17 protein-coding genes are annotated in these 18,606 nt (G+C 67.6%); 5 read left to right on the top strand and 12 right to left on the bottom strand.

Annotated features, from left to right (window positions below; translation table 11 throughout):
* Nucleotides 1–26: 26 nt before the first annotated feature.
* The 11 genes from ACFVYC_RS08205 to ACFVYC_RS08155 form a co-directional block, all read right to left on the bottom strand.
* Entirely contained in the window at nucleotides 27–722 is a 696-nt protein-coding gene (locus tag ACFVYC_RS08205) for a 3-oxoacid CoA-transferase subunit B (protein WP_387548831.1), read from the bottom strand.
* Nucleotide 723: 1 nt separating this feature from the next.
* On the bottom strand, nucleotides 724–1,410 hold the full coding sequence (locus tag ACFVYC_RS08200; protein WP_387548829.1) for a 3-oxoacid CoA-transferase subunit A: 687 nt from the start codon (nucleotides 1,408–1,410) through the stop codon (nucleotides 724–726).
* 4 nt (nucleotides 1,411–1,414) lie between these two features.
* Complete coding sequence (locus ACFVYC_RS08195) at nucleotides 1,415–2,626, bottom strand: thiolase family protein (protein WP_387548827.1); 1,212 nt, start codon at nucleotides 2,624–2,626, stop codon at nucleotides 1,415–1,417.
* A 112-nt stretch (nucleotides 2,627–2,738) separates the two neighbouring features.
* Nucleotides 2,739–3,221: a 4-carboxymuconolactone decarboxylase gene (pcaC, locus tag ACFVYC_RS08190; protein ID WP_387548825.1), complete on the bottom strand. Its 483-nt coding sequence runs from the start codon at nucleotides 3,219–3,221 to the stop codon at nucleotides 2,739–2,741.
* Nucleotides 3,218–4,036, bottom strand: a complete 819-nt coding sequence (locus tag ACFVYC_RS08185) for an alpha/beta fold hydrolase (protein ID WP_387548823.1) — start codon at nucleotides 4,034–4,036, stop codon at nucleotides 3,218–3,220. The genes pcaC and ACFVYC_RS08185 overlap by 4 nt, the downstream gene beginning before the upstream one ends.
* A complete protein-coding gene (locus ACFVYC_RS08180; RefSeq protein WP_387549022.1) occupies nucleotides 4,029–5,516 on the bottom strand; it encodes a lyase family protein in 1,488 nt (495 codons plus the stop codon). Before ACFVYC_RS08180 ends, ACFVYC_RS08185 begins: the two co-directional genes overlap by 8 nt.
* A gap of 5 nt (nucleotides 5,517–5,521) precedes the next feature.
* On the bottom strand, nucleotides 5,522–6,088 hold the full coding sequence (gene pcaG, locus ACFVYC_RS08175) for a protocatechuate 3,4-dioxygenase subunit alpha (protein WP_387548822.1): 567 nt from the start codon (nucleotides 6,086–6,088) through the stop codon (nucleotides 5,522–5,524).
* A 15-nt stretch (nucleotides 6,089–6,103) separates the two neighbouring features.
* Nucleotides 6,104–6,979 carry a protocatechuate 3,4-dioxygenase subunit beta gene (gene pcaH / locus ACFVYC_RS08170; protein ID WP_387548820.1) on the bottom strand — a complete coding sequence of 292 codons (876 nt, stop codon included), beginning with the start codon at nucleotides 6,977–6,979 and terminating at the stop codon, nucleotides 6,104–6,106.
* 42 nt (nucleotides 6,980–7,021) lie between these two features.
* Entirely contained in the window at nucleotides 7,022–8,896 is a 1,875-nt protein-coding gene (locus ACFVYC_RS08165) for a bifunctional sugar phosphate isomerase/epimerase/4-hydroxyphenylpyruvate dioxygenase family protein (protein WP_387548818.1), read from the bottom strand.
* Nucleotides 8,896–9,777: a shikimate dehydrogenase gene (locus ACFVYC_RS08160; RefSeq protein WP_387548817.1), complete on the bottom strand. Its 882-nt coding sequence runs from the start codon at nucleotides 9,775–9,777 to the stop codon at nucleotides 8,896–8,898. Before ACFVYC_RS08160 ends, ACFVYC_RS08165 begins: the two co-directional genes overlap by 1 nt.
* A 143-nt stretch (nucleotides 9,778–9,920) precedes the next feature.
* On the bottom strand, nucleotides 9,921–10,748 hold the full coding sequence (locus tag ACFVYC_RS08155) for an IclR family transcriptional regulator (RefSeq protein WP_387548815.1): 828 nt from the start codon (nucleotides 10,746–10,748) through the stop codon (nucleotides 9,921–9,923).
* A 231-nt stretch (nucleotides 10,749–10,979) separates the two neighbouring features.
* Between ACFVYC_RS08155 and ACFVYC_RS08150 the strand changes: the two genes are divergently transcribed.
* The 5 genes from ACFVYC_RS08150 (at nucleotide 10,980) to ACFVYC_RS08130 (ending at nucleotide 17,565) form a co-directional block, all read left to right on the top strand.
* The gene (locus tag ACFVYC_RS08150; protein WP_387548813.1) at nucleotides 10,980–12,299 is read left to right on the top strand and encodes an MFS transporter; all 1,320 of its coding nucleotides are present in this window, start codon (nucleotides 10,980–10,982) and stop codon (nucleotides 12,297–12,299) included.
* 276 nt (nucleotides 12,300–12,575) lie between these two features.
* Nucleotides 12,576–14,132 carry an ABC transporter substrate-binding protein gene (locus ACFVYC_RS08145; protein ID WP_387548811.1) on the top strand — a complete coding sequence of 519 codons (1,557 nt, stop codon included), beginning with the start codon at nucleotides 12,576–12,578 and terminating at the stop codon, nucleotides 14,130–14,132.
* A 22-nt stretch (nucleotides 14,133–14,154) separates the two neighbouring features.
* Complete coding sequence (locus ACFVYC_RS08140) at nucleotides 14,155–15,096, top strand: ABC transporter permease (RefSeq protein ID WP_387548809.1); 942 nt, start codon at nucleotides 14,155–14,157, stop codon at nucleotides 15,094–15,096.
* Nucleotides 15,089–15,919, top strand: a complete 831-nt coding sequence (locus ACFVYC_RS08135) for an ABC transporter permease (RefSeq protein ID WP_387548807.1) — start codon at nucleotides 15,089–15,091, stop codon at nucleotides 15,917–15,919. Before ACFVYC_RS08140 ends, ACFVYC_RS08135 begins: the two co-directional genes overlap by 8 nt.
* Entirely contained in the window at nucleotides 15,916–17,565 is a 1,650-nt protein-coding gene (locus tag ACFVYC_RS08130) for an ATP-binding cassette domain-containing protein (RefSeq protein WP_387548805.1), read from the top strand. Before ACFVYC_RS08135 ends, ACFVYC_RS08130 begins: the two co-directional genes overlap by 4 nt.
* Here ACFVYC_RS08130 and ACFVYC_RS08125 read toward each other — a convergent pair.
* Complete coding sequence (locus tag ACFVYC_RS08125) at nucleotides 17,522–18,598, bottom strand: ATP-dependent DNA ligase (protein WP_387548803.1); 1,077 nt, start codon at nucleotides 18,596–18,598, stop codon at nucleotides 17,522–17,524. The two genes, ACFVYC_RS08130 and ACFVYC_RS08125, sit on opposite strands and share 44 nt — an antisense overlap.
* Between the last annotated feature and the right edge of the window lie 8 nt (nucleotides 18,599–18,606).

The raw sequence follows: 18,606 nt of genomic DNA, 5'->3' as shown, positions 1-18,606 counted from the left end.
TACCAATCCTAGGGGCGGCGGCAGGCTCAGGTCCCGGCAGGCCCAACCACTGCGGCGGCTGCGGCCTTGAGCGGTACCGGCACCAGGTCCTGGAGCTCCTCCAGGGTGCAGCCGAAGGTTTCGCGGACGGTGACGCCGTCGGGTCCGGTGAGGAACACCGCTTTGTCCGTGTAGACGCGGGTGACGCAGCCGACGCCGGTGAGCGGGTAGGTGCAGGTGTCAACGATCTTGGAGGCGCCTTCGCGGGTCAGCAGGGTCATCATGACAAAAACGTCCTTGGCGCCGGTGGCGAGGTCCATGGCGCCGCCGACGGCGGGAATCGCCCCGGGTGCCCCGGTGTGCCAGTTCGCGAGGTCACCGGTGGCGGAGACCTGGAAGGCGCCCAGAACGCAGATGTCCAGGTGTCCGCCGCGCATAATCGCAAAGGAGTCGGCGTGATGGAAGTAGGAGGCTCCGGGGAGTTCGGTGACGGGGATCTTGCCGGCGTTGATGAGGTCCCCGTCGATCTGGTCCCCCTGGGCCTCGGGGCCCATGCCGAGCATCCCGTTCTCCGTGTGGAGGGTGATGTTCTGCTCCTCGGTGAGGTAGTTCGACACCAGGGTGGGCTGGCCGATGCCGAGGTTCACAAAGGAGCCGGGGGCGATGTCCTTCGCGACGAGGCGGGCGAGGTCGTCCCGGCCCAGCGGGGTGGCGGAGGTCTGGAGGATTGTTGCGGTGCTCATCTCAAGCCACCTTTCCTGCTGAGGCTGCTGAGGGGACGCGGACCACTGTGTTGACGTAGATGCCGGGGGTGACCACGTTTTCCGGATCCAGGGAGCCGGTGGGGACGATCTCGGAGACCTGCACGATGGTCTGTTTCGCGGCGGCGGCCATGATCGGGCCGAAGTTCCGGGCGGTCTTGCGGTAGACCAGGTTGCCCTTGCCGTCAGCCTTGAGCGCCTTGATCAGGGCTACGTCGGCGTGGATCGGGGTTTCGAATACCTGGCCGCGGCCGTCGATGATGCGGGTTTCCTTGCCTTCGGCCAGCATGGTGCCGTAGCCGGTGGGGGTGAAGAACCCGCCGATCCCGGCACCGGCAGCCCGGATCCGCTCGGCCAGGTTGCCCTGCGGCACCAGTTCGAGTTCGATCTCACCGGCCTTGTACTTGGCATCGAAGTGCCAGGAATCAGACTGCCGCGGGAAGGAACAAATCATTTTGCGCACCCGGCCTTCCTTGATCAGCAGCGCGAGTCCCTGGTCGCCCTGGCCGGCGTTGTTGTTCACCACGGTCAGGCCGGTGGCACCGCAGTCCATCAGCGCGTCGATCAGTTCGAACGGCTGCCCGGCGTTGCCGAACCCGCCGATCATCACGGTGGAACCGTCACTGATCCCGGCCACCGCTTCTGCGACGGTGTCTACAAAGTTCAACATGCGCTTATGCCTTTCCTGTGTTCTTCCCGGAAGCGGTGACGTTTTCGAGGACCACGGCCAGGCCCTGCCCGACGCCGATGCAGATCGCCGCGACACCCCAGCGCTGGCCGGAGGCCTGCAGGGACCGGGCGAGGGTGCCCAGGATCCTGGTGCCGGACGCGCCCAGCGGGTGGCCCATGGCAATGGCGCCGCCGTGGGCATTCACGATTCCGGGGTCGATGCCCCAGGCGTTGATGCAGGCCAGGGACTGCGCGGCGAACGCTTCGTTAAGTTCGACGGCGCCCACCTGGTCCCAGCCGATGCCCGCCTTCGCGAGGGCCTTGTTCGCCGCCTCCACGGGGGCGTAGCCAAAGTACTGCGGATCGTTGCCGTGCGCGCCGCGGCCCGCGATGCGTGCCAGCGGGTCCAGGCCCAGCAGCCCGGCGGCGGCCTCGGACCCCACCCAGGCCGCGGAGGCGCCGTCGGACAGCGGGGACGCGTTGCCCGCGGTGACGGTGCCGTCCTCGGTGCGGAACACGGTCTTGAGCCCGGCCAGCTTTTCCGCCGACGAGCCGGCCCGGATGCCCTCGTCCCGGACCAGGTCCGTGCCCGGCACCGGCGCCACCAGGTTGTCGTAGAACCCCTCGTCCCACGCCGCAGCAGAGAGATTGTGCGAGTTCGCCGCGAACTCGTCCTGGGCTTCGCGGGTCACGCCGTACTTTTCGCGGAGCCGCTCGGTGGCCTCGCCCAGGGAGATGGTCCACTCCGTTGGCATCGCCTTGTTCACCAGGCGCCAGCCCAGGGTGGTGGAGGCCAGCGTCATGTCACCGGCCGGGTAGGGCTTCTCCGTCTTGGGCAGCACCCAGGGGGCACGGGACATTGATTCTGCGCCGCCCACCAGCATCAGGTCCGCGTCGCCGGCGTTGATCTGGCGCGAGGCGATGATCGCCGCGTCCAGCGACGACCCGCAAAGCCGGTTGACCGTGGTCCCCGGGATCGAGACCGGCAGGCCGGCGAGCAGCGTGCCCATCCGGGCGATGTTGCGGTTCTCCTCCCCGGCGCCGTTGGCGTTGCCGAACACCACCTCATCAATCCGCTCCGGATCAAGCCCGGGGGCGCGCTCTACGGATTCCTTGATCACGTGCGCGGCGAGGTCATCCGGGCGGACGCCCGCCAAACCTGAGCCGAACTTACCGAACGGGGTGCGCACGGCATCGTACACAAAAGCCTGGTTCATGGTGCTCCTCTGGTTCTCTGGGTGCCCAACTGACTCGCAGTTAATGTCGTTTTGGGGGCTCAAAACGACAACTACTGCGAGCTAGTTGGGGGGGTGTGTGGGTGCGGTGGGGTTAGTTGGGGGGCGGTGGGGCGGCAGGGGTGGGAGTGTTGGGTTCAGCGGGGTCCGTGTGGGTGGTGTCCAGTTCGCGGAACACCTGCTGCGCGGTCTTGAAGGCGCTGTTGGCTGACGGGACTCCGCAGTAGATGGCGGTTTGGAGCAGGATCTCCTTGATCTCGTCCCTGCTCAGGCCGTTGGTGAGGGCCGCGCGGATGTGCATGGCCAGCTCTTCCCAGTGCCCGTGCGCCACCATCGCCGTGATGGTGACGGCGGAGCGCATTTGCCGGGTCAGGCCCGGGCGGGTCCAGATCCCACCCCACGCGATCCGCGTGATCATGTCCTGGAAGTCCTCGGTGAACTCGTCCTTGTTGGCGTTGGCGCGGTCCACGTGGGCCCCGCCCAGGACTTCGCGGCGGACCACCATGCCGCCGTCGTAAATTTCCTGGCCGGTGGCCCCGGGCTGGACCACGCCGTGGCGGGAACTCTCGGTGCTCATGCCTTTGCTCCGTTCGATTCGGCCCAGGAAACCAGGCCCCGCATCAGCTCCGCCACGTGCGCGGGCGCCTCGGCGGGCGCCAGGTGGGCCACGCCCTCGAGCGTGACGGCGGTGGCGGTGCCGCCGCCGGCGGTGATGCCTGCCGCAACGTCCTCAGCGAACGACGGCGGGGCCACACCGTCCAGCGCTCCTGCAATGACCTGCGTGGGGACGCGAATGCTGCCCAGTTCCGTACGGACGTCGAATGCTGCCAGCGCTTCACAGCAGAAGGCGTAACTGAAGCGGTCGGCGTCGCGGAGGGCATGCAGGAGCCGGCTGCTCAGCTCGGGTTCGCGCTCCATAAAACCAGGGGCGAACCAGCGCTCCGCCGAGCCCTGGATCATCACCGGAGTGCCCTGGCTGCGGACCGTTTCTGCGCGTTCCAGCCAACCCTCCGGTGTGCCCAGCTTCGCGCCGCTGCACTGCACGGACAGGCTCTTCAGCCGTTCGCCGTGCTTGATGCCCAGCTGCAGGCCGGTGGCACCGCCCAACGACACACCGGCGTAGTGGAAGGACTCTCCGGGGGCGATGGTGTCGAGAAGGTCCACCACAGAGTCAGCCAGCGCCCCGACGTCGAACGCTTCCGCTGCCGCAGGCGAGACACCGTGGCCGGGCAGGTCCCAGGCAATGACATTGAAGTCGTTGCCCAAGAGGGAAGCGGCACGGTTCCACAGGATGGACGAGGTCCCCAGGGACGGTCCAACCACCAGCAGGGGGTGGTCACCCAGTGGCCGCTGCGGCGACAGGAGGGCAGCTTTCAACACAGGATTAGCCACGGCGGGCTCCGTTCGGGTCGGTGTCGGCGGTTGAATAAGCGAAGTCCGGGTAGGCAGCAAGGATGCGCCGGGAGATTTCGGCAGCCTCGCCCAGGTAGCTGGCAGGATTGAGGAGTTCCTCCAGCCGGAGATCCGGAAGCACCCCGGCAGGGACGGCATCGCGGAGCAGCTTGCGGTAGGTGGCGGCCTGCTCGGATGCGGGCGCCTGCAGGGTCTGGTCCACCACAGCCTGGAGTTGCTGTTTCCCCGTCAGCCCGTCCCTGTCCTCAAGCAAGGGTGCGACGGCGGCACCCACCCCTTCAGCCAGGAGCAGCGGTCCGGCGAGGTCCAGGTTCCTGCGCATGCCGTCCGGGAAAGCCTGCAGCCCCCCGGCGAGCTCACGGAGGTGGCCGGCGGCGCCGAGGGCCAGGGCCAGGAGCTGCCGGAGCGCGGGCCACTCGGTGTGCCAGGCACCGTCCGGACGTTCGTCATTGAAGTTCGCGGCGGCTAGGTGCAGCTGGGCGGCCAGCCCCGGTGCCTGCAGCGCTGCGCTGCGAACCAGCACCGACAGCACCGGGTTCTGCTTCTGCGGCATCGCCGACGAGACGCCCCGGCCGGCAGCCCGAGGCTCGGCCAGCTCCCCCACCTCGGGACGGCTCAGGAACAGGACGTCCGCGGCGATCTTGCCGAAGGCATCCAGCGCGGCGGCCAGGGCATGGCCCAACGTTGTGATGGTCAGGCGGTTGGTGTGCCAGGGCGCGGCAACGGCGGCGAGGCCCAGCTGGGACGCCAGGGCATCAGTCAGGCTGAACGGCGTGGCCACCGAACCCGACGTCAGGACGCTGCCGGCGGCAAGGGTGCCGGCAGCCCCGCCGAACTGCACCGGAAATTCACAGTTCTCCAGTTGCCGGCCGGCTGCGGCCGCGCCGTGGAACCACTGAGCCGCCCGGAGCCCGAACGTAAAGGGCAGCGAATGCTGCGTCAGGCTCCGTCCCACGCACAGCGTGTCCGCATGCTGCTCCGCCAAGCCGGCGAGCGCCGTCGTCGTTTGTTTCAGGTCAGCGAGCAGCGCCTCGACGGTGTTCCGGGCAACCAGCATCAGCGCGGTGTCCAGCACGTCCTGGCTGGTCAGCGACGTATGCACCGCTTCCCCAGCCCCGACACCGGCGGCATCGAGCGCCGCGACGTGTTTCCGGAGGTCGGCCAGCAGCGGGATCACCGGGTTGCCGCCGCCCTGGGCACGGCGCGCAATATCGGCGGGATCGTAGCGGCCCGCCTCAGCAGCGGAAGCGACGACGGCGGCCGCGCCGCCGGGTGCCAGGCCAACCTTCTCCAGCACAGCGGCCCAGCCGGACTCGACGGCGAGGATCGCCGCCAGCACGGCCCGGTCCCCCGTCAGCGCTCCGACAAGGGGCGACGCCGAGACGGGACTCAGCAGGCCGACGTCGCCATCTGTCCCCAAGCTGCCTGCCCCGAGGGCCGCGCCCGCTGCACTGGCCACATCAGTCACTGGAAGTCCAGGAAAACTGTCTCGCCCTCACCCTGCAAGCGGATGTCGAAAGTGAGCCCGCCGTCGGCATCACGGCGTGCGATCAGGGTCTGGCGGCGCTCCGGCTCCAGCGAACTGAGCAGCGGGTCGTTGGCGTGGGCTTCCTCGTTGTCCGGCAGGTAGATCCGGGTAAAGAGCCGGTTGGTCAGGCCGCGGGCGAACAGAGCCACGGAGATGAACGCCGCAGCGCCGGGCTTGGTGGGGCCGGGGTTGACGGTGGTGAAGGTGTAGACACCGGTGTAGCCCACGGAACCGCGGCCCCAGCCCGTGAAGGTGTAGCCGTCACGGACCAGGGAGCCGGTCTTCTGGACGATGTTGCCCTCGGCGTCGGGCTGCCAGATTTCCAGGATCGCGTCCGGAACGGTCTCCCCGGCGCCGTCGTACACGGTGCCCTGGAGGCGGATGGAGCCGGGCGAGCCAGGAGCAAGGAGCTCATTGTCCTTCTCGAACGGCAGCGCGTAGCCGTAGAACGGGCCCACGGTCTGGCCGGGGGTGGGGACAAGCTGGGTGGTCTGGTTGCTCATGTGACTATCCTCTGCCTATTCGCTGTCGTCGCCGTCAGCACCAAGTGCTTCGTTTTCGGTCCAGGTCCGCTGGGGACCGGTCAGGACGATGTCCCAGTTGTAGCCCAGCGCCCACTCCGGCTCGGTGAGGTTGTGGTCGTAGTTGGCCACCAGCCGGTCCCGGGCATCCTGGTCCACGATGGTCTGGTAGATCGGATCCAGCGGGAAGAGCTGGTCGCCGGGGAAGTACATCTGGGTGATGATGCGCTGGGTGAACTCGGTGCCGAACAGCGAGAAGTGGATGTGCGCCGGGCGCCAGGCGTTCAGGTGGTTCTTCCACGGGTAGGCGCCGGGCTTGATGGTGGTGAACCGGTAGGAACCGTCCGGGCCGGTGATGCAGCGACCGATGCCAGTGAAGTTGGGGTCGATCGGGGCCGGGTGCTGGTCGCGCTTGTGGATGTAGCGGCCGGAAGCGTTGGCCTGCCAGATCTCCACGAGCTGGCCTGCCACCGGGTGGCCGTTGCCGTCCAGGACCTTGCCGGCCACGATGATCCGCTCACCCTGGGGTTCGCCGTTGTGCTGGATGGTCAAGTCCGATTCCAGGGCGTGCACGTCCTGGTGACCGAACGCCGGGGAGTACAGCTCGATGGTCTCGGGGTCCGCGTGATGCAGGTTCTTGGTGGGGTGCCGCAGGATGCTGCTGCGGTAGGGCGGGTAGTCCAGCCGGGGCTGGGTCTCGGCCGGGGCGCCGTCCTTGAGCGCCCGCACGTAGGCGTCGCCCAGGGCGTTGATCTCCGCACTGAGATCCGCCTGGGTCTCGACGCCGCGGTTCTGTTGCAGGTGCGCTGCCTGGGGTTCGGCGGCCGGTACGAGCTCGTCGGTCTCAGGCTGGGTGTTGATGTCCTGCGGCACGGCTGGCTCCTTTCGTGGGGTGGTTTCTTGAGCGGATGTGGGTCAGGGGCGGGCGAGGTCGTACTGGACGGCGTGGCGGACGGGGGCGTTGGGCGCCCCGTAGCCGTCATAGGTGCCGCGGCGTTCCACCATTTCGAAGAACACACTGCCCACTGTGGCGGTGTAGAAATGGAGGAACTCCCCGTCGGCGTCCCGGTCATACAGGAGGTTGAGGTCCTCGAGGGTAGCCAGGAATCCCGGTTCAAGATCGAAGCGGGCGTCCAGGTCCTCGTAATAGTTGGCCGGGATCTGCAGGAACTCAAGGCCGCGGTCCCGCGCAGACTTCGCCGCAGACACGAGGTCGTCCACAGCGAAGGCGATGTGTTCCTGGTATGTCTTGTGGGCCTGCTGGGCCGGTGCCTGCTGGTTGGGTGCAAGGTTCAGGACCAGCCGCACCGCGCCGTCGGAGGTCTGCATGACCTGAGAGCGCACCAGGCCGCCGGGGCTGGGCACTTCCGCGAACGGCTGCGGTTCCAGGGCCAGCGCGCTGGTGTAAAAGAGGACGGCCTCGTCGAAGTGCTGCCACGGCTGGGCGAGGTTCACGTGGTCAATGACCGCGTTCGCCTCGCGGCGGGAATGCTCCAGCCCTTCACCGAATTCATTCGTCCAGGCGGCGGTGCCGTCCGGGCTGCCCTGGCACAGGAAAATCTCGGTGGAATCCGGGGCGGAAATGCCCTGGAACACTTCCTCGTCGGCCTGGACCTTGCGGGCCACCACCGGCGCCTTCAGCTGCTGGGCCCGGGCGGAGGCAATCACGGGCGAATCGACGTCGAACCCCAACGCGGCGATCGCGGGCTCGGAGTGCGATGCCGCCTGCTCGTTGATGATCACCCGCGCCTGTCCCATGCTCCAGAGCTGGACATCCTTGGTGCGGTGCCGGCCCTCGAAGGCGAAGCCGAGCTGGCCCAAAAGTTTCTCGAGCTGCGCGGTATCGTCCGCCTTTACCTCCGCGAAGTTGAAACCCGCCGGCTCACTGACCTTGGGCAGCGTGGCCAGTTCCATGGGATAACGACGGCGGGAGGCGGCACCGTTGCCGGCCTCACCTTCCAGTGAGCTGGCTGCGAGCCACTTGGCGCTCTGCTCCTCCAGCCAGATGAGCGAGCGCATGGCATCCACGGCGGTTCGTTCGACGTCGGATTGGCGGAAGACGTCATTGAAGACTTCAAGCGATACCGGGCCCGTGTAGCCGGCGCGGACCACGTGGCCCATGAACTTGGCGAGCTCGAACTGGCCTTCGCCCGGGAACACGCGGTAGTGGCGGCTCCAGGACAGGACGTCCATGGAGAGCTTGGGGGCGTCGGCCACCTGGACGAAGAAGATTTTCTCCGCATTGATCTTTTCGATGGGCGCGGTGTCCCAGTCGCGGGACAGGATGTGGAAGGAGTCCAGGCACGTGCCGAAGTTGGGGTGGTCCACCAGCTCCACCAGCCGGTAGGCGTGCTCGTAGTCGTTGACGTGTTTGCCCCAAGCCAGGGCCTCATAAGCCACCTTGACGCCGTGATCCCCGGCCAGTTCCGCGAGTTCGGCGAGCTGGGACGCCCGGAGGCCGTCGTCGTCGATCGTGGCTGTTGCCACGTTGGAGCACACCAGGATGGTGTCCATGCCCAGCCGGGACATCAGCTTGAACTTCGCCTCGGCCCGCCGGAGGTTGGCCTTCAGCAGGTCCGGGGTGACGCCGTCGAAATCCCGAAAGGGCTGGTAGAGGTCCAGCCCCAGGCCGAGGTCGGCAGCCATGGAGCGCACATCCTCGGGACTCAGGGGCGACGTGACCAGGTCCTGCTCGAAAATCTCGATGCCGTCGAACCCCGCGATGGCGCAGGCCTGCATCTTTTCCTTCAACGTGCCGGACAGGCACACAGTGGCGATTCCGGTGCGCATCAGGCGGCCACCTCCTCGGCGGCGACAAGCTCCAGGAAGTGGCTGCGCATGCGGTCCGGGTCCGGTTCGAGGCCCGTGAAGATGCGGAAGGCGTCTGCCGCCTGGCCCACGGCCATCCGGCCGCCGTCCAGCACGTCGCAGCCCTTGGCCCGGGCGGCCCGGACCAGCTCGGTCTCGATGGGGCGGTAGACGATGTCCGCCACCCAGTGGCGGGGCTCCAGCAGAGCCAGGTCCAGCGGGACGCCGGGGTGGGCGGCCATGCCGACGGGAGTGCAGTGCACCAGGCCGTCGGCCAGCGGCATCAGCTGCGGCAGCTCCGGCGTCGTACGCGCTGTAACGGTGCTGTCCGGGAAGAACCCGGCCAGTTCTGCCGCCCGGGCCGCGCCGCGGTGGGCGTCCGTATCCACCAGGTCCAAGTGGCGGACTCCGGCGGTCAGCAGGGCGTAGGCCACCGCGGATCCGGCGCCGCCTGCCCCCAGCTGCACCACGCGGTCCAGTCGGGCACCGGGAAGTCCGGAAGCGAGGGCGGCTGCAAAGCCGGAGAAGTCAGTGTTGTGGCCGACGAAACGGCCGTCCTGGATCACCACTGTGTTGACGGCACCGAGCCGGAGGGCGTCCGGGGACACCTCATCCAGGTGCTGCAGGACAAGCTGCTTGCAGGGATGGGTGATGTTCAGGCCGTTGAAGCCGAGGCTGCGGGCACTTTGGAGCAGCTGGCCCACGGATTCGCCGGGGAGGCCCAGTTCCAGCAGGTCGATGGGCCGGTAGAGGTAGCGCAGGCCCTGCACATCCCCTTCGCGTTCGTGCATGGGCGGGGTGAGTGACGGCATCACGCCATCGCCGACCAGTCCCACGAGGTAGGACTCAGTTCGATTGCTCATCCGTGCAGCTCCTTTGATACGGCACCGGGGCAGCTTCCTTGCGGAGGCGCGCTGCCGGGGTGATGGAATTACGATACATGATTTGTTCAATCACCGCACTAAGGTTCGACATGCGAACATTGCTTCGGGAGGGACCGCCGTGGCTACCGCTGCGGCAGCCTGGCGGCAAGCTCCGCGGCAGCCTCCTGCAGCAGGGGGACATGCGCCTCCAGCGCCTCGAGGTCCAGGCGGAACACGGGCACGGCCGTGGCCAGCGAGGCGAATGCATGCCCCTGGTCGTTGAACAGCGGGACCGCCACGGCGCGCATGCCGGTCTCGTTCTCCTCGTCCATCACCGCGTATCCGCGGCGCCGGACCAGTTCGATTTCGGCCCGGAAGGCGTCCCGGTCCGTGATGGATTTTTCCGTGAGCGGCTCGAGCGGAAGCTCAGCGAGGAGCTTTTCACGCTCGGAGTCCTCGGCGAACGCCACCAGGGCCTTGCCGACGGCGGTGGTGGAGAGCGAGCCCAGGTGGCCTGGGTCGCTGGTCACCCGGAACATCTTGGGGCCATCCACCTTGTTCACAGTGAGGTGATGGTGTCCGTCGCGGACACTGAGGATGGTGGCCTCCCCTGTCTGCTCGGTGACGCGGCGGAGGACGGGCAGGGCAGTCCCGGCGAAGCCGTGGTGGTTGGAAACCCGCTGGCCGAGCTGGAAGATCCGCAGGCCCAGGTGATAGCGGCGGCCCTCGGCTTCATAGTCCACAAACCCGTCCCGGGTGAGGGAGCCCAGGAGGCGGTAGGTGGTACTGAAGGGCAGTTGGGCCCGGCGGGAAATCTCCGCCGCGCTGGCACCCCTCGGCTCATCGCCAAGCAGAACCAGGAGGCCGAGGGCTTTACCCACCATGTCCGTCCGGTCCGCTGACCGCGCCGCGGCGGGAGGAGTTTCGTTGTCAACGGCACCGTTGGCCGCTGTGGCTTGGTTCACACTCATACTTCGATGTTGCCACAATGTGAGAGCTATTGCCAGACCGTGATTATTTTCTTGACAAGTGATAGCCCTCACAGCCACTATTGCTGTATCGCACAAGTAGCTCCCACCATGTGGCTACTGTCCGGGTTCTCCCGCACCTCCAGCCGTGCCGCGCCAAGCCACCATCCCAGGCAGCGCCGGCTGCGAGTCCCTGATCCATCCGCGACAAAGTCGTCACACCAAAGGAACTCCATGAGCCAGATACTTCCGTCCGCCGAGCCAGGCGTTGCCGCCCCGGCCGGGACGCCGAAGAAGGCAGCCCTCGCCAGCTTCCTGGGCAGCGCCGTAGAATACTACGACTTCTTCATTTTCGGTTCCGCCGCCGCCCTCATCTTCCCCACGGTCTTCTTCCCGGACGCTGACGCCAACGCGGCCATCATGTCTTTCGCCACCTTCGGCTTCGCCTACGTGGCCCGCCCCGTGGGTGCCGTCATCCTGGGCCACTTCGGCGACAGGGTGGGCCGGCGGAAAGTCCTGATGTTTACCCTCCTCCTGATGGGCGCCTCCACCTTCCTGATCGGCTGCCTCCCGGACTTCAACACCGTTGGCTGGTGGGCGCCCGCCCTGCTGGTCCTCGCCCGGCTGTGCCAGGGACTCTCCGCCGCAGGCGAGCAGGCCGGCGCCTCCTCCATGACGCTGGAACACGCCCCGGACAACCGCCGCTCCTTCTTTACCTCCTGGACCCTCACGGGCACCCAGGGCGGCCAGATCCTCGCCGCCCTCGTTTTCATCCCCGTCCTGGCCCTCCCGGACGAGATCAAGTACGGCATCGGCTGGCGCATCCCCTTCTGGCTGAGCGCTGTCGTGGTGGTGGTGGCGTTCTTCATCCGCCGCACGCTGCACGAGCCGCCGGCCTTCGAGGAAGCCCAAAAGACCGCCCAGATTTCCAAGCTCCCCGTCGCCGACCTCCTCAAGGGCCACTGGCGCGACGTCCTCCGCGTGATCTGCTGCGCCTTCATCGCCGCCGTTTCCACCGTGTTCGGCACCCTCGCGATCAGCTACGCCAAGACCGTTGCCGGCGTAGACGGCACCACCACCCTGTGGCTCGTGGTGGGCGCCAACCTGGTGGCTCTCGGGACCCAGCCGCTGTTCGGCATGCTGGCGGACAAGATTGGCCGCAAGCCCGTCTTTATCTACGGCGCCCTTTCCAGCGCCGCCCTGACCCCCGTTTTCCTGCTCAGTCTGGAATCCGGCAGCGTACCGCTGATGTTCCTGGCCGCCATCGGCTTCTTCTCCTGCGGCTACGCAGCCTCCAACGCCGTCTGGCCGTCCTTCTACGCAGAGATGTTCAGCACCAAGGTGCGGTTCTCCGGCCTGGCCATCGGCACCCAACTCGGCTTCCTGATGGCAGGGTTTGCGCCGGCCATCGTCGCAGCCATGGGCGGCATCAGGCCCGGCGGCTGGGTGCAGATCAGCATCTTCACCGCCGTCATCTGCGCCATCGCCGCCATCTCCGCGCTGACCGCCAAGGAGTCCTTCAAGATTCCCACCAAGCAGCTCGGCCTCAAGTAAACCGTCCGGAGCGCGCACTCCTGCCCGGTTACCCCAGTAGAAAGCCCGCCATTCTCCCGGAACGGCGGGCTTTCCGCTGCCCGGGCGGGGGAAGACCGGCCGGTAAGCGGGCAGGAACGCACGACGGCGGGTCCCGGCGAAGGCTGAACGTTTCCCTTCTGCGGCGCTGAGCAGCCACGTCATCAATTCACGCTTTGCCGGAAGGGAAGGCTACCCTAAGTCGTCCCCTCTTTTATTTCTGCCCCTCCCCACGGCAGCCCTGCAAGGCGGTTTTCTGTGCGTTCCTCCCTCCGTCCCCGCGTCCTGATTGCCGCGGCGGCTGCCCTGTCCCTTTCCGGTTGCGGTTTCAGCGGCACCCAGACCCAGGCCCCCCAGTCCTCCGCAGCGGCGGACACCAGCCAGCGGATCGTTGTGGACAACTTCCGCGCGCCGGTGGCCAACTGGGCCGTCGAATCGGACGCCGCCTACATCCTGTCCCTGTCCGGCTGCCTGGAGACGCTGACCACCTTCAACCAGGCCGAGGGTAAGGTCCTCCCCTCACTGGCCACGGAATGGAAGCAGACCTCACCCCTGGACTGGGATTTCAGCATCCGCGAAGGCGTCAAGTTCCAGGACGGCACCGACCTCACCGCAGAGTCCGTGGTGTCAGCGCTCAACCACGTCCTGGACGCAAAAGTCCCCGCCCGCGCCTTCAACCGCACCATGATCAGCAGCGTCACCGCAGTGGATGCACAGACCGTCCGCGTCAGCACGCCGGCCGAAAACCCGCTGGTGCCGTACCGGCTGGCCAGCGTCAACACCGGCATCCTCGCGCCCGCAGCCTACAAGGCCGACGGCCTGGACCCGTTCGGCCACTGCACCGGCCCCTTCACGCCCGTCTCCGAGAAGGCAAAGCAGTCCCTGACCCTGGACCGCAACGAGAACTACTGGGGCGGCGACGTGCAGCTCGCCGGCGCCGAGATCCGCTTCATCACCAACGGTGCCACCCGTGCCGCCCAGGTGCAGACCGGTGAGGCAGACATTTCGCTGTCCATCCCCGTCGCCAGCCTCGCGGCACTAAAGGCGGACGACGGCGTCTCCGTGCTGGGTGCCGATTCCCCCCGCACTGCCACGATGTACATGAACAACGGCCGCGCCCCACTGGACAACGTGGACGTCCGCAAGGCCATCCGCGAAGCGCTGGACCTCGACGCCCTCGCTGCCAGCGTCTACGAAGGCGCCGCCCTCCCGGCTACCGGACCCTTCGCGCCGTCCGAACCCTGGGCGGGTGAAAAGCAGGACAAGCAGCAGCAGAACCTGGAGGAAGCCCGCAACCTGCTGGCCAGCGCCGGCTACACGGCAGGCCGCCCCCTGGAAATCATCGCCATCGTGGAGCGGGCCGAATTTGCCGATGTGGCCGCCGTCGTGCAGGAAAACCTGAAGACCATCGGCATCCCCGTCACCATCACGTCAAAGGAATACGCCTCCGCTGAGCCGGACGTCCTGGCCGGTAACTACGACATACTGCTCAGCCAGCGCAACCGGCTGATCGACATCGCCGACCCCATCGGGTTCCTCACCGCGGACTACACCTGCAAGGGCACTTACAACCTGAGCCACTTCTGCGACCCGGAGTACGACCGGATCATCGCCGAAGCCGCCACCACCGTGAACACCGAAGAGCGCTACAAGCTGTACGCAGCGGCAGGCCAGATCCTCCAGGACAAGGCCGTCAACGCGTGGCTCGTGAACGAACAGGCCACCGACGCGATCCGCAAAAACGTCCTCTCCTACGTCCAGGATCCACTGTCCCGCTACGTCCTGACGGCGAAGACGGGCAAGGCCGCGTCCTAGCCCCACTCCCCGAAACCCGCGAATGCTGCAGTTCATCACCAAACGGACGGCCACCCTGGTGGCCGCCGTTGTGGTGTCCTCCTTTGCGGTCTTCCTGATCCCGTACTTCACACCCGGTGATCCGGTGCGCAAGATCATCCGTTCCCGGGTGGCGGGGGACGCCGTCGACGAGTCCGCGGTGCAGGGCCTCAGTGAGAGCCTTGGCCTGAACGATCCCCTGGCCGTCCAGTACTTCCGCTGGCTGGGAGACTTCTTCAGCGGCGACATGGGCCTGTCCTTTGTGAGCCGCACGCCTGTGGCAGAGCAGGTGCTGCCGGCGCTTTCCGTCACGCTCAGCCTGGTCACCATGGCGCTGGTCCTGGCCGCGGCAGTCTCGCTTCCGTTGGGCATCCTTGCCGGACTGCGGCCGGGAAGCACCGCGGACAAAGCCATCACCGGCGTCACCCAAGCCCTGATCGCCATGCCGGAGTACTGGGTGGCGCCTGTGCTGGTGCTGGTCTTCGCGCTGAAGCTGTCCGTCCTGCCCACGGCGGGCTGGAACGATCTCTCGTCCGCCGTCCTGCCCGCCCTGACCCTGGCCCTGCGTCCCATCAGTTTCTTCACCTCTGCTGTCCGCGCCGGCATCATCGACGCCACCGCCGCGGACCACGTGCCGGCTGCCCGGGCACGCGGCCTGAGCCAGGGCCAGGCCATCCTGCGCCACGTGGTGCCGAACGGGCTCGTGCCGCTGTCCACCCTGTTCGCCGTGTGGTTCGCGGGCCTGCTGGGCGGATCGGTCATTGTGGAGGTCATTTTCGCCGTGCCCGGCATGGGCAGGCTGCTCTTCGACGCTGTGGTCAACAGCGACATTCCCCTCGCGCAGGGCGGCGTGGTGGTTGTAGTGGCCCTCGCGGTCGGCGTAACCACCCTGGCGGACTTCGTGCACCGGTTCCTCAGCCGCACGGTGGGAGCCTCCCTTGCGTAATTGGACGAACGCCACCACCCTCGCCGCGGCCGTGCTTGCTCTCATTGTGCTGGCTGTGCTGCTCGCACCGTGGATCTCGCCCTACCCGCCGGCGGAGCAGAACCTGGCAGAACGCCTGGCACCGCCCTCGGCCGCGCACTGGCTGGGAACGGACAACCTGGGCCGGGACACCCTCAGCCGGATCCTCGAAGGCGGCCGGTTCTCCATGTCCGTGGCCGCGCTGGCGGCGCTGCTGACGTGCCTGCTGGGCGTGGCCATCGGTATCATCAGCGCACGCCGGCGCGGCTGCGTGGATGAGTTCCTGACCCGCACCAACGACGTCCTGCTCGCCCTGCCGGAAATGGTGGTGGCGCTGTTCATCGTCGCGGCGCTGGGCACGGGCTTCGGGCCGCTGCTGCTGGCGCTGGTGGTCACCGGCTGGACGCCCTTTGCCCGGCTGGCCCGCACCCTGGCGTACGACGTCTCAGCCCGCGGCTTCGTGGACGCCGCACGCGTGGTGGGCTGCCCGCCGTCGTTCATTATCTTCCGGCACGTCCTGCCGCACCTTGCAGCGCCCATCCTGGGGCAGGCGACGCTGAGGTTCGGGCACCTGCTCATCAGCGTGGGCGCATTGTCCTACCTGGGCCTGGGCGTGCAGCCGCCGCAGTCGGACTGGGGTTCCATGCTGGCGGCGGCACAACCGTTCGCGGACCGTGCCCCGCTGGGAATCCTCGCCCCCGGCCTGGTGATCTTCACCGTGGCCCTCTGCGTGACCCTGATCGGCCAGCGGGCCGCCCACATGGCCGCGGCGCCGCTGCTGATGCCGCAGGTTGCGGAAAAATGAGCCCGGAGAACACGCGCCTGGTCCTGGAGGACCTGAAGGTAAGCCAAAAAGCTGCCGACGGCGGGACCTCCGGCAAGCATCTGCTGTCCGGCGTCTCGCTGTCCGTTGATCCCGGCGAGTTCGTTGCGCTCGTGGGCAGTTCCGGCTCCGGCAAAACCCTGACGGCGATGTCCTGCTTTCAGCTGCTCCCGCCCAGCCTGGGCATCACCGGCGGTTCCATCAGGCTCGGCGGCCTGGACCTGACCCGAGCATCCGAACAGGAGCTCAACTCGGTGCGCGGCGGACGGCTGGGAATGCTGTTCCAGCAGCCCAAGCGGATGTTCAACCCGAACCGGAGCATTGAGCAGCACCTTAAGGAGCCGCTGCGCCTGCACGCCGGGCTGCGGGGCTCGAAAGCCCGGGGCAAGGCGCTGGAGCTGCTCGAGGAGGTGGGCTTCGCCGATCCCTTGAAGGGGATCCGGGCCTACCCGCACCAGCTCTCGGGCGGCATGGCCCAGCGCGCAATGACCGCCCTGGCCCTGGCCGGGCAGCCTGGCATGCTGCTGGCGGACGAGCCGACGTCGGCGCTGGACAAGGTGCTGGAACGCCAGATCCTGCAGCTGCTGGACAGGGAACGGCGGGAACGCGGCCTGGGCATTCTGTACATCACCCACAACATCGCCTCGGTTGCCGCCTTCGCGGACCGCGTGCTGGTGATGAACTCGGGCAGCATTGTGGAGGCCGGACCCGTCGGTGCGCTCCTTACCCGGCCCAAGACCGCCTACACGCGGGAGCTTCTGGCCGCCGCGCGCCTGGCACCGGAGTCGCGCCGTCGTCCGCCGTCCAGGGAACGCGAAATCCTGGTGCTCAAGGGCGTGGGCAAGCACTTCGGGCCGCGGCGGAAGCTGGGCCACGCCGCGCTGCAGGATGTGTCGCTGACCCTTCGGCGCGGTGAAATTTTGGGCGTCCTGGGCCAGTCAGGCTCCGGCAAGAGCACCCTGGCCAAGGCCATTGTGGGGCTGGAGACGGCCGGCACGGGAACCATTACCCGGCAGCTGGACGCAGCGGGACCGCGGTCAGCCACCGCCGTGCAGCTGGTGTTCCAGGAACCGCACGGCGCGTTTGACCCGCGGATGACGCTGCGGACCAGCCTGCAAGCCCCGCTGCGCGCGCACCACGGCCTTTCGCCCGCACAGCGGGCCCAGCGGATTGCCGCCGCAATGCAGGAGGTGGAGCTTGATGCAGCCTTGCTGGACAAGCGGCCGGGGCAGTGCTCCGGCGGTCAGCTGCAGCGCGCCACGATCGCCCGCGCCCTGCTGCTGGAACCGCAGGTCCTGATCTGTGACGAAGCCACCTCGGCACTGGACGCCCTCACGCAGCGCACCATCCTGAACCTGCTGCTGCGGCTGCAGCGCGAGCGCGAGCTGTCCCTTATCGTCATTTCGCACGACATGGATGTGGTGCGGTACATGTGCGACAGGGTGGCCGTCCTGCTCGAGGGCCGCGTAGTTGAGGTGGCCGAAACCAAGGACTTCTTCGCGGCGCCGCAGCACCAGCACAGCCAGGCGCTGGTGGAGGCCTCGATCCCCTGCCGTGCGGACGGGCTGTGGAGTGTCCTGGATGCTAGGGCCGCCCCGTCTCCAGCACCGACGCCAGGTCAAAGCTGACCGGTTCCTCCAGCTGCGCGTAGGTGCACGATTCCGGGTCCCGGTCCGGCCGCCAGCGGTTGAACTGGGCCGTGTGCCGGAACCGGTCACCTTCCATATGGTCGTACCGGACCTCCACCACCAGTTCCGGGCGCAGCGGCACAAAAGAGAGGTCCTTTCCCGCGCTCCAGCGGCTGCCTTCGGCGTTCCGCGGGGTCCGCTCCCCTTCCTCCTGCTTCCCCCATGCCCACGGGTGGCCGTCAAAGTCCGTGACCAGCGGCTGAAGCTCCTCGAACAGCTCCTGGCGGCGCTTCATCGGGAAGGCGCCGATCACCCCGACGCTGGCCAGGCCGCCGTCGTCCTTGTACAGGCCGAGCAGCAGGGAGCCAATGACGTCCGGTCCGCTCTTGTGCACGCGGTACCCGGCCACTACGCAGTCTGCCGTGCGCTCGTGCTTGGTCTTGAACATCACCCGCTTGTCCGGCTGGTACCGGCCGTCCAACTGCTTGGCCACAATCCCGTCCAGGCCTGCCCCCTCGAACTGCCGGAACCACTGTGCGGCGGTGTCCTTGTCCGTGGTGGCGGCCGTCAGGTGGACCGGGGCCTTGCTGGCCGCGAGCGCCTTCTCGAGCGCCGCCCGCCGCTCCGTGAAGGGCCGGTCCGTGTAGTCGTCGTCGCCAAGGGACAGCAGATCAAAGGCAACAAAGGACGCGGGTGTCTGGGCCGCGAGCAGTTTCACGCGGCTGGCCGCGGGGTGGATGCGCTGCTGGAGCGCATCAAAATCCAGCCGGTCACCTGAGGCGCCCACCAGGATAATCTCGCCGTCCACCACGCAGCGCGGCGGCAGGTTTTCCTTGAAAGCCTCAACCAGTTCCGGGAAGTAGCGGGTCATCGGTTTTTCGTTGCGGCTGCCGATCTCCAGGTCGTCGCCGTCGCGGAAGATGATGGACCGGAAACCATCCCATTTCGGCTCATAGCTGAGGTCCCCTTCGGGGATGCCGCTGACGGCCTTGGCGAGCATGGGCGGGACGGGCGGCATCACGGGAAGTTCCATGTGCCCAT

The organism is Pseudarthrobacter sp. NPDC058329 (assembly GCF_042879835.1).
Taxonomy (GTDB): domain Bacteria; phylum Actinomycetota; class Actinomycetes; order Actinomycetales; family Micrococcaceae; genus Arthrobacter.
Note: the sequence above shows the minus strand (reverse complement) of the source record. Positions and strands in the feature narration are given on the sequence as shown.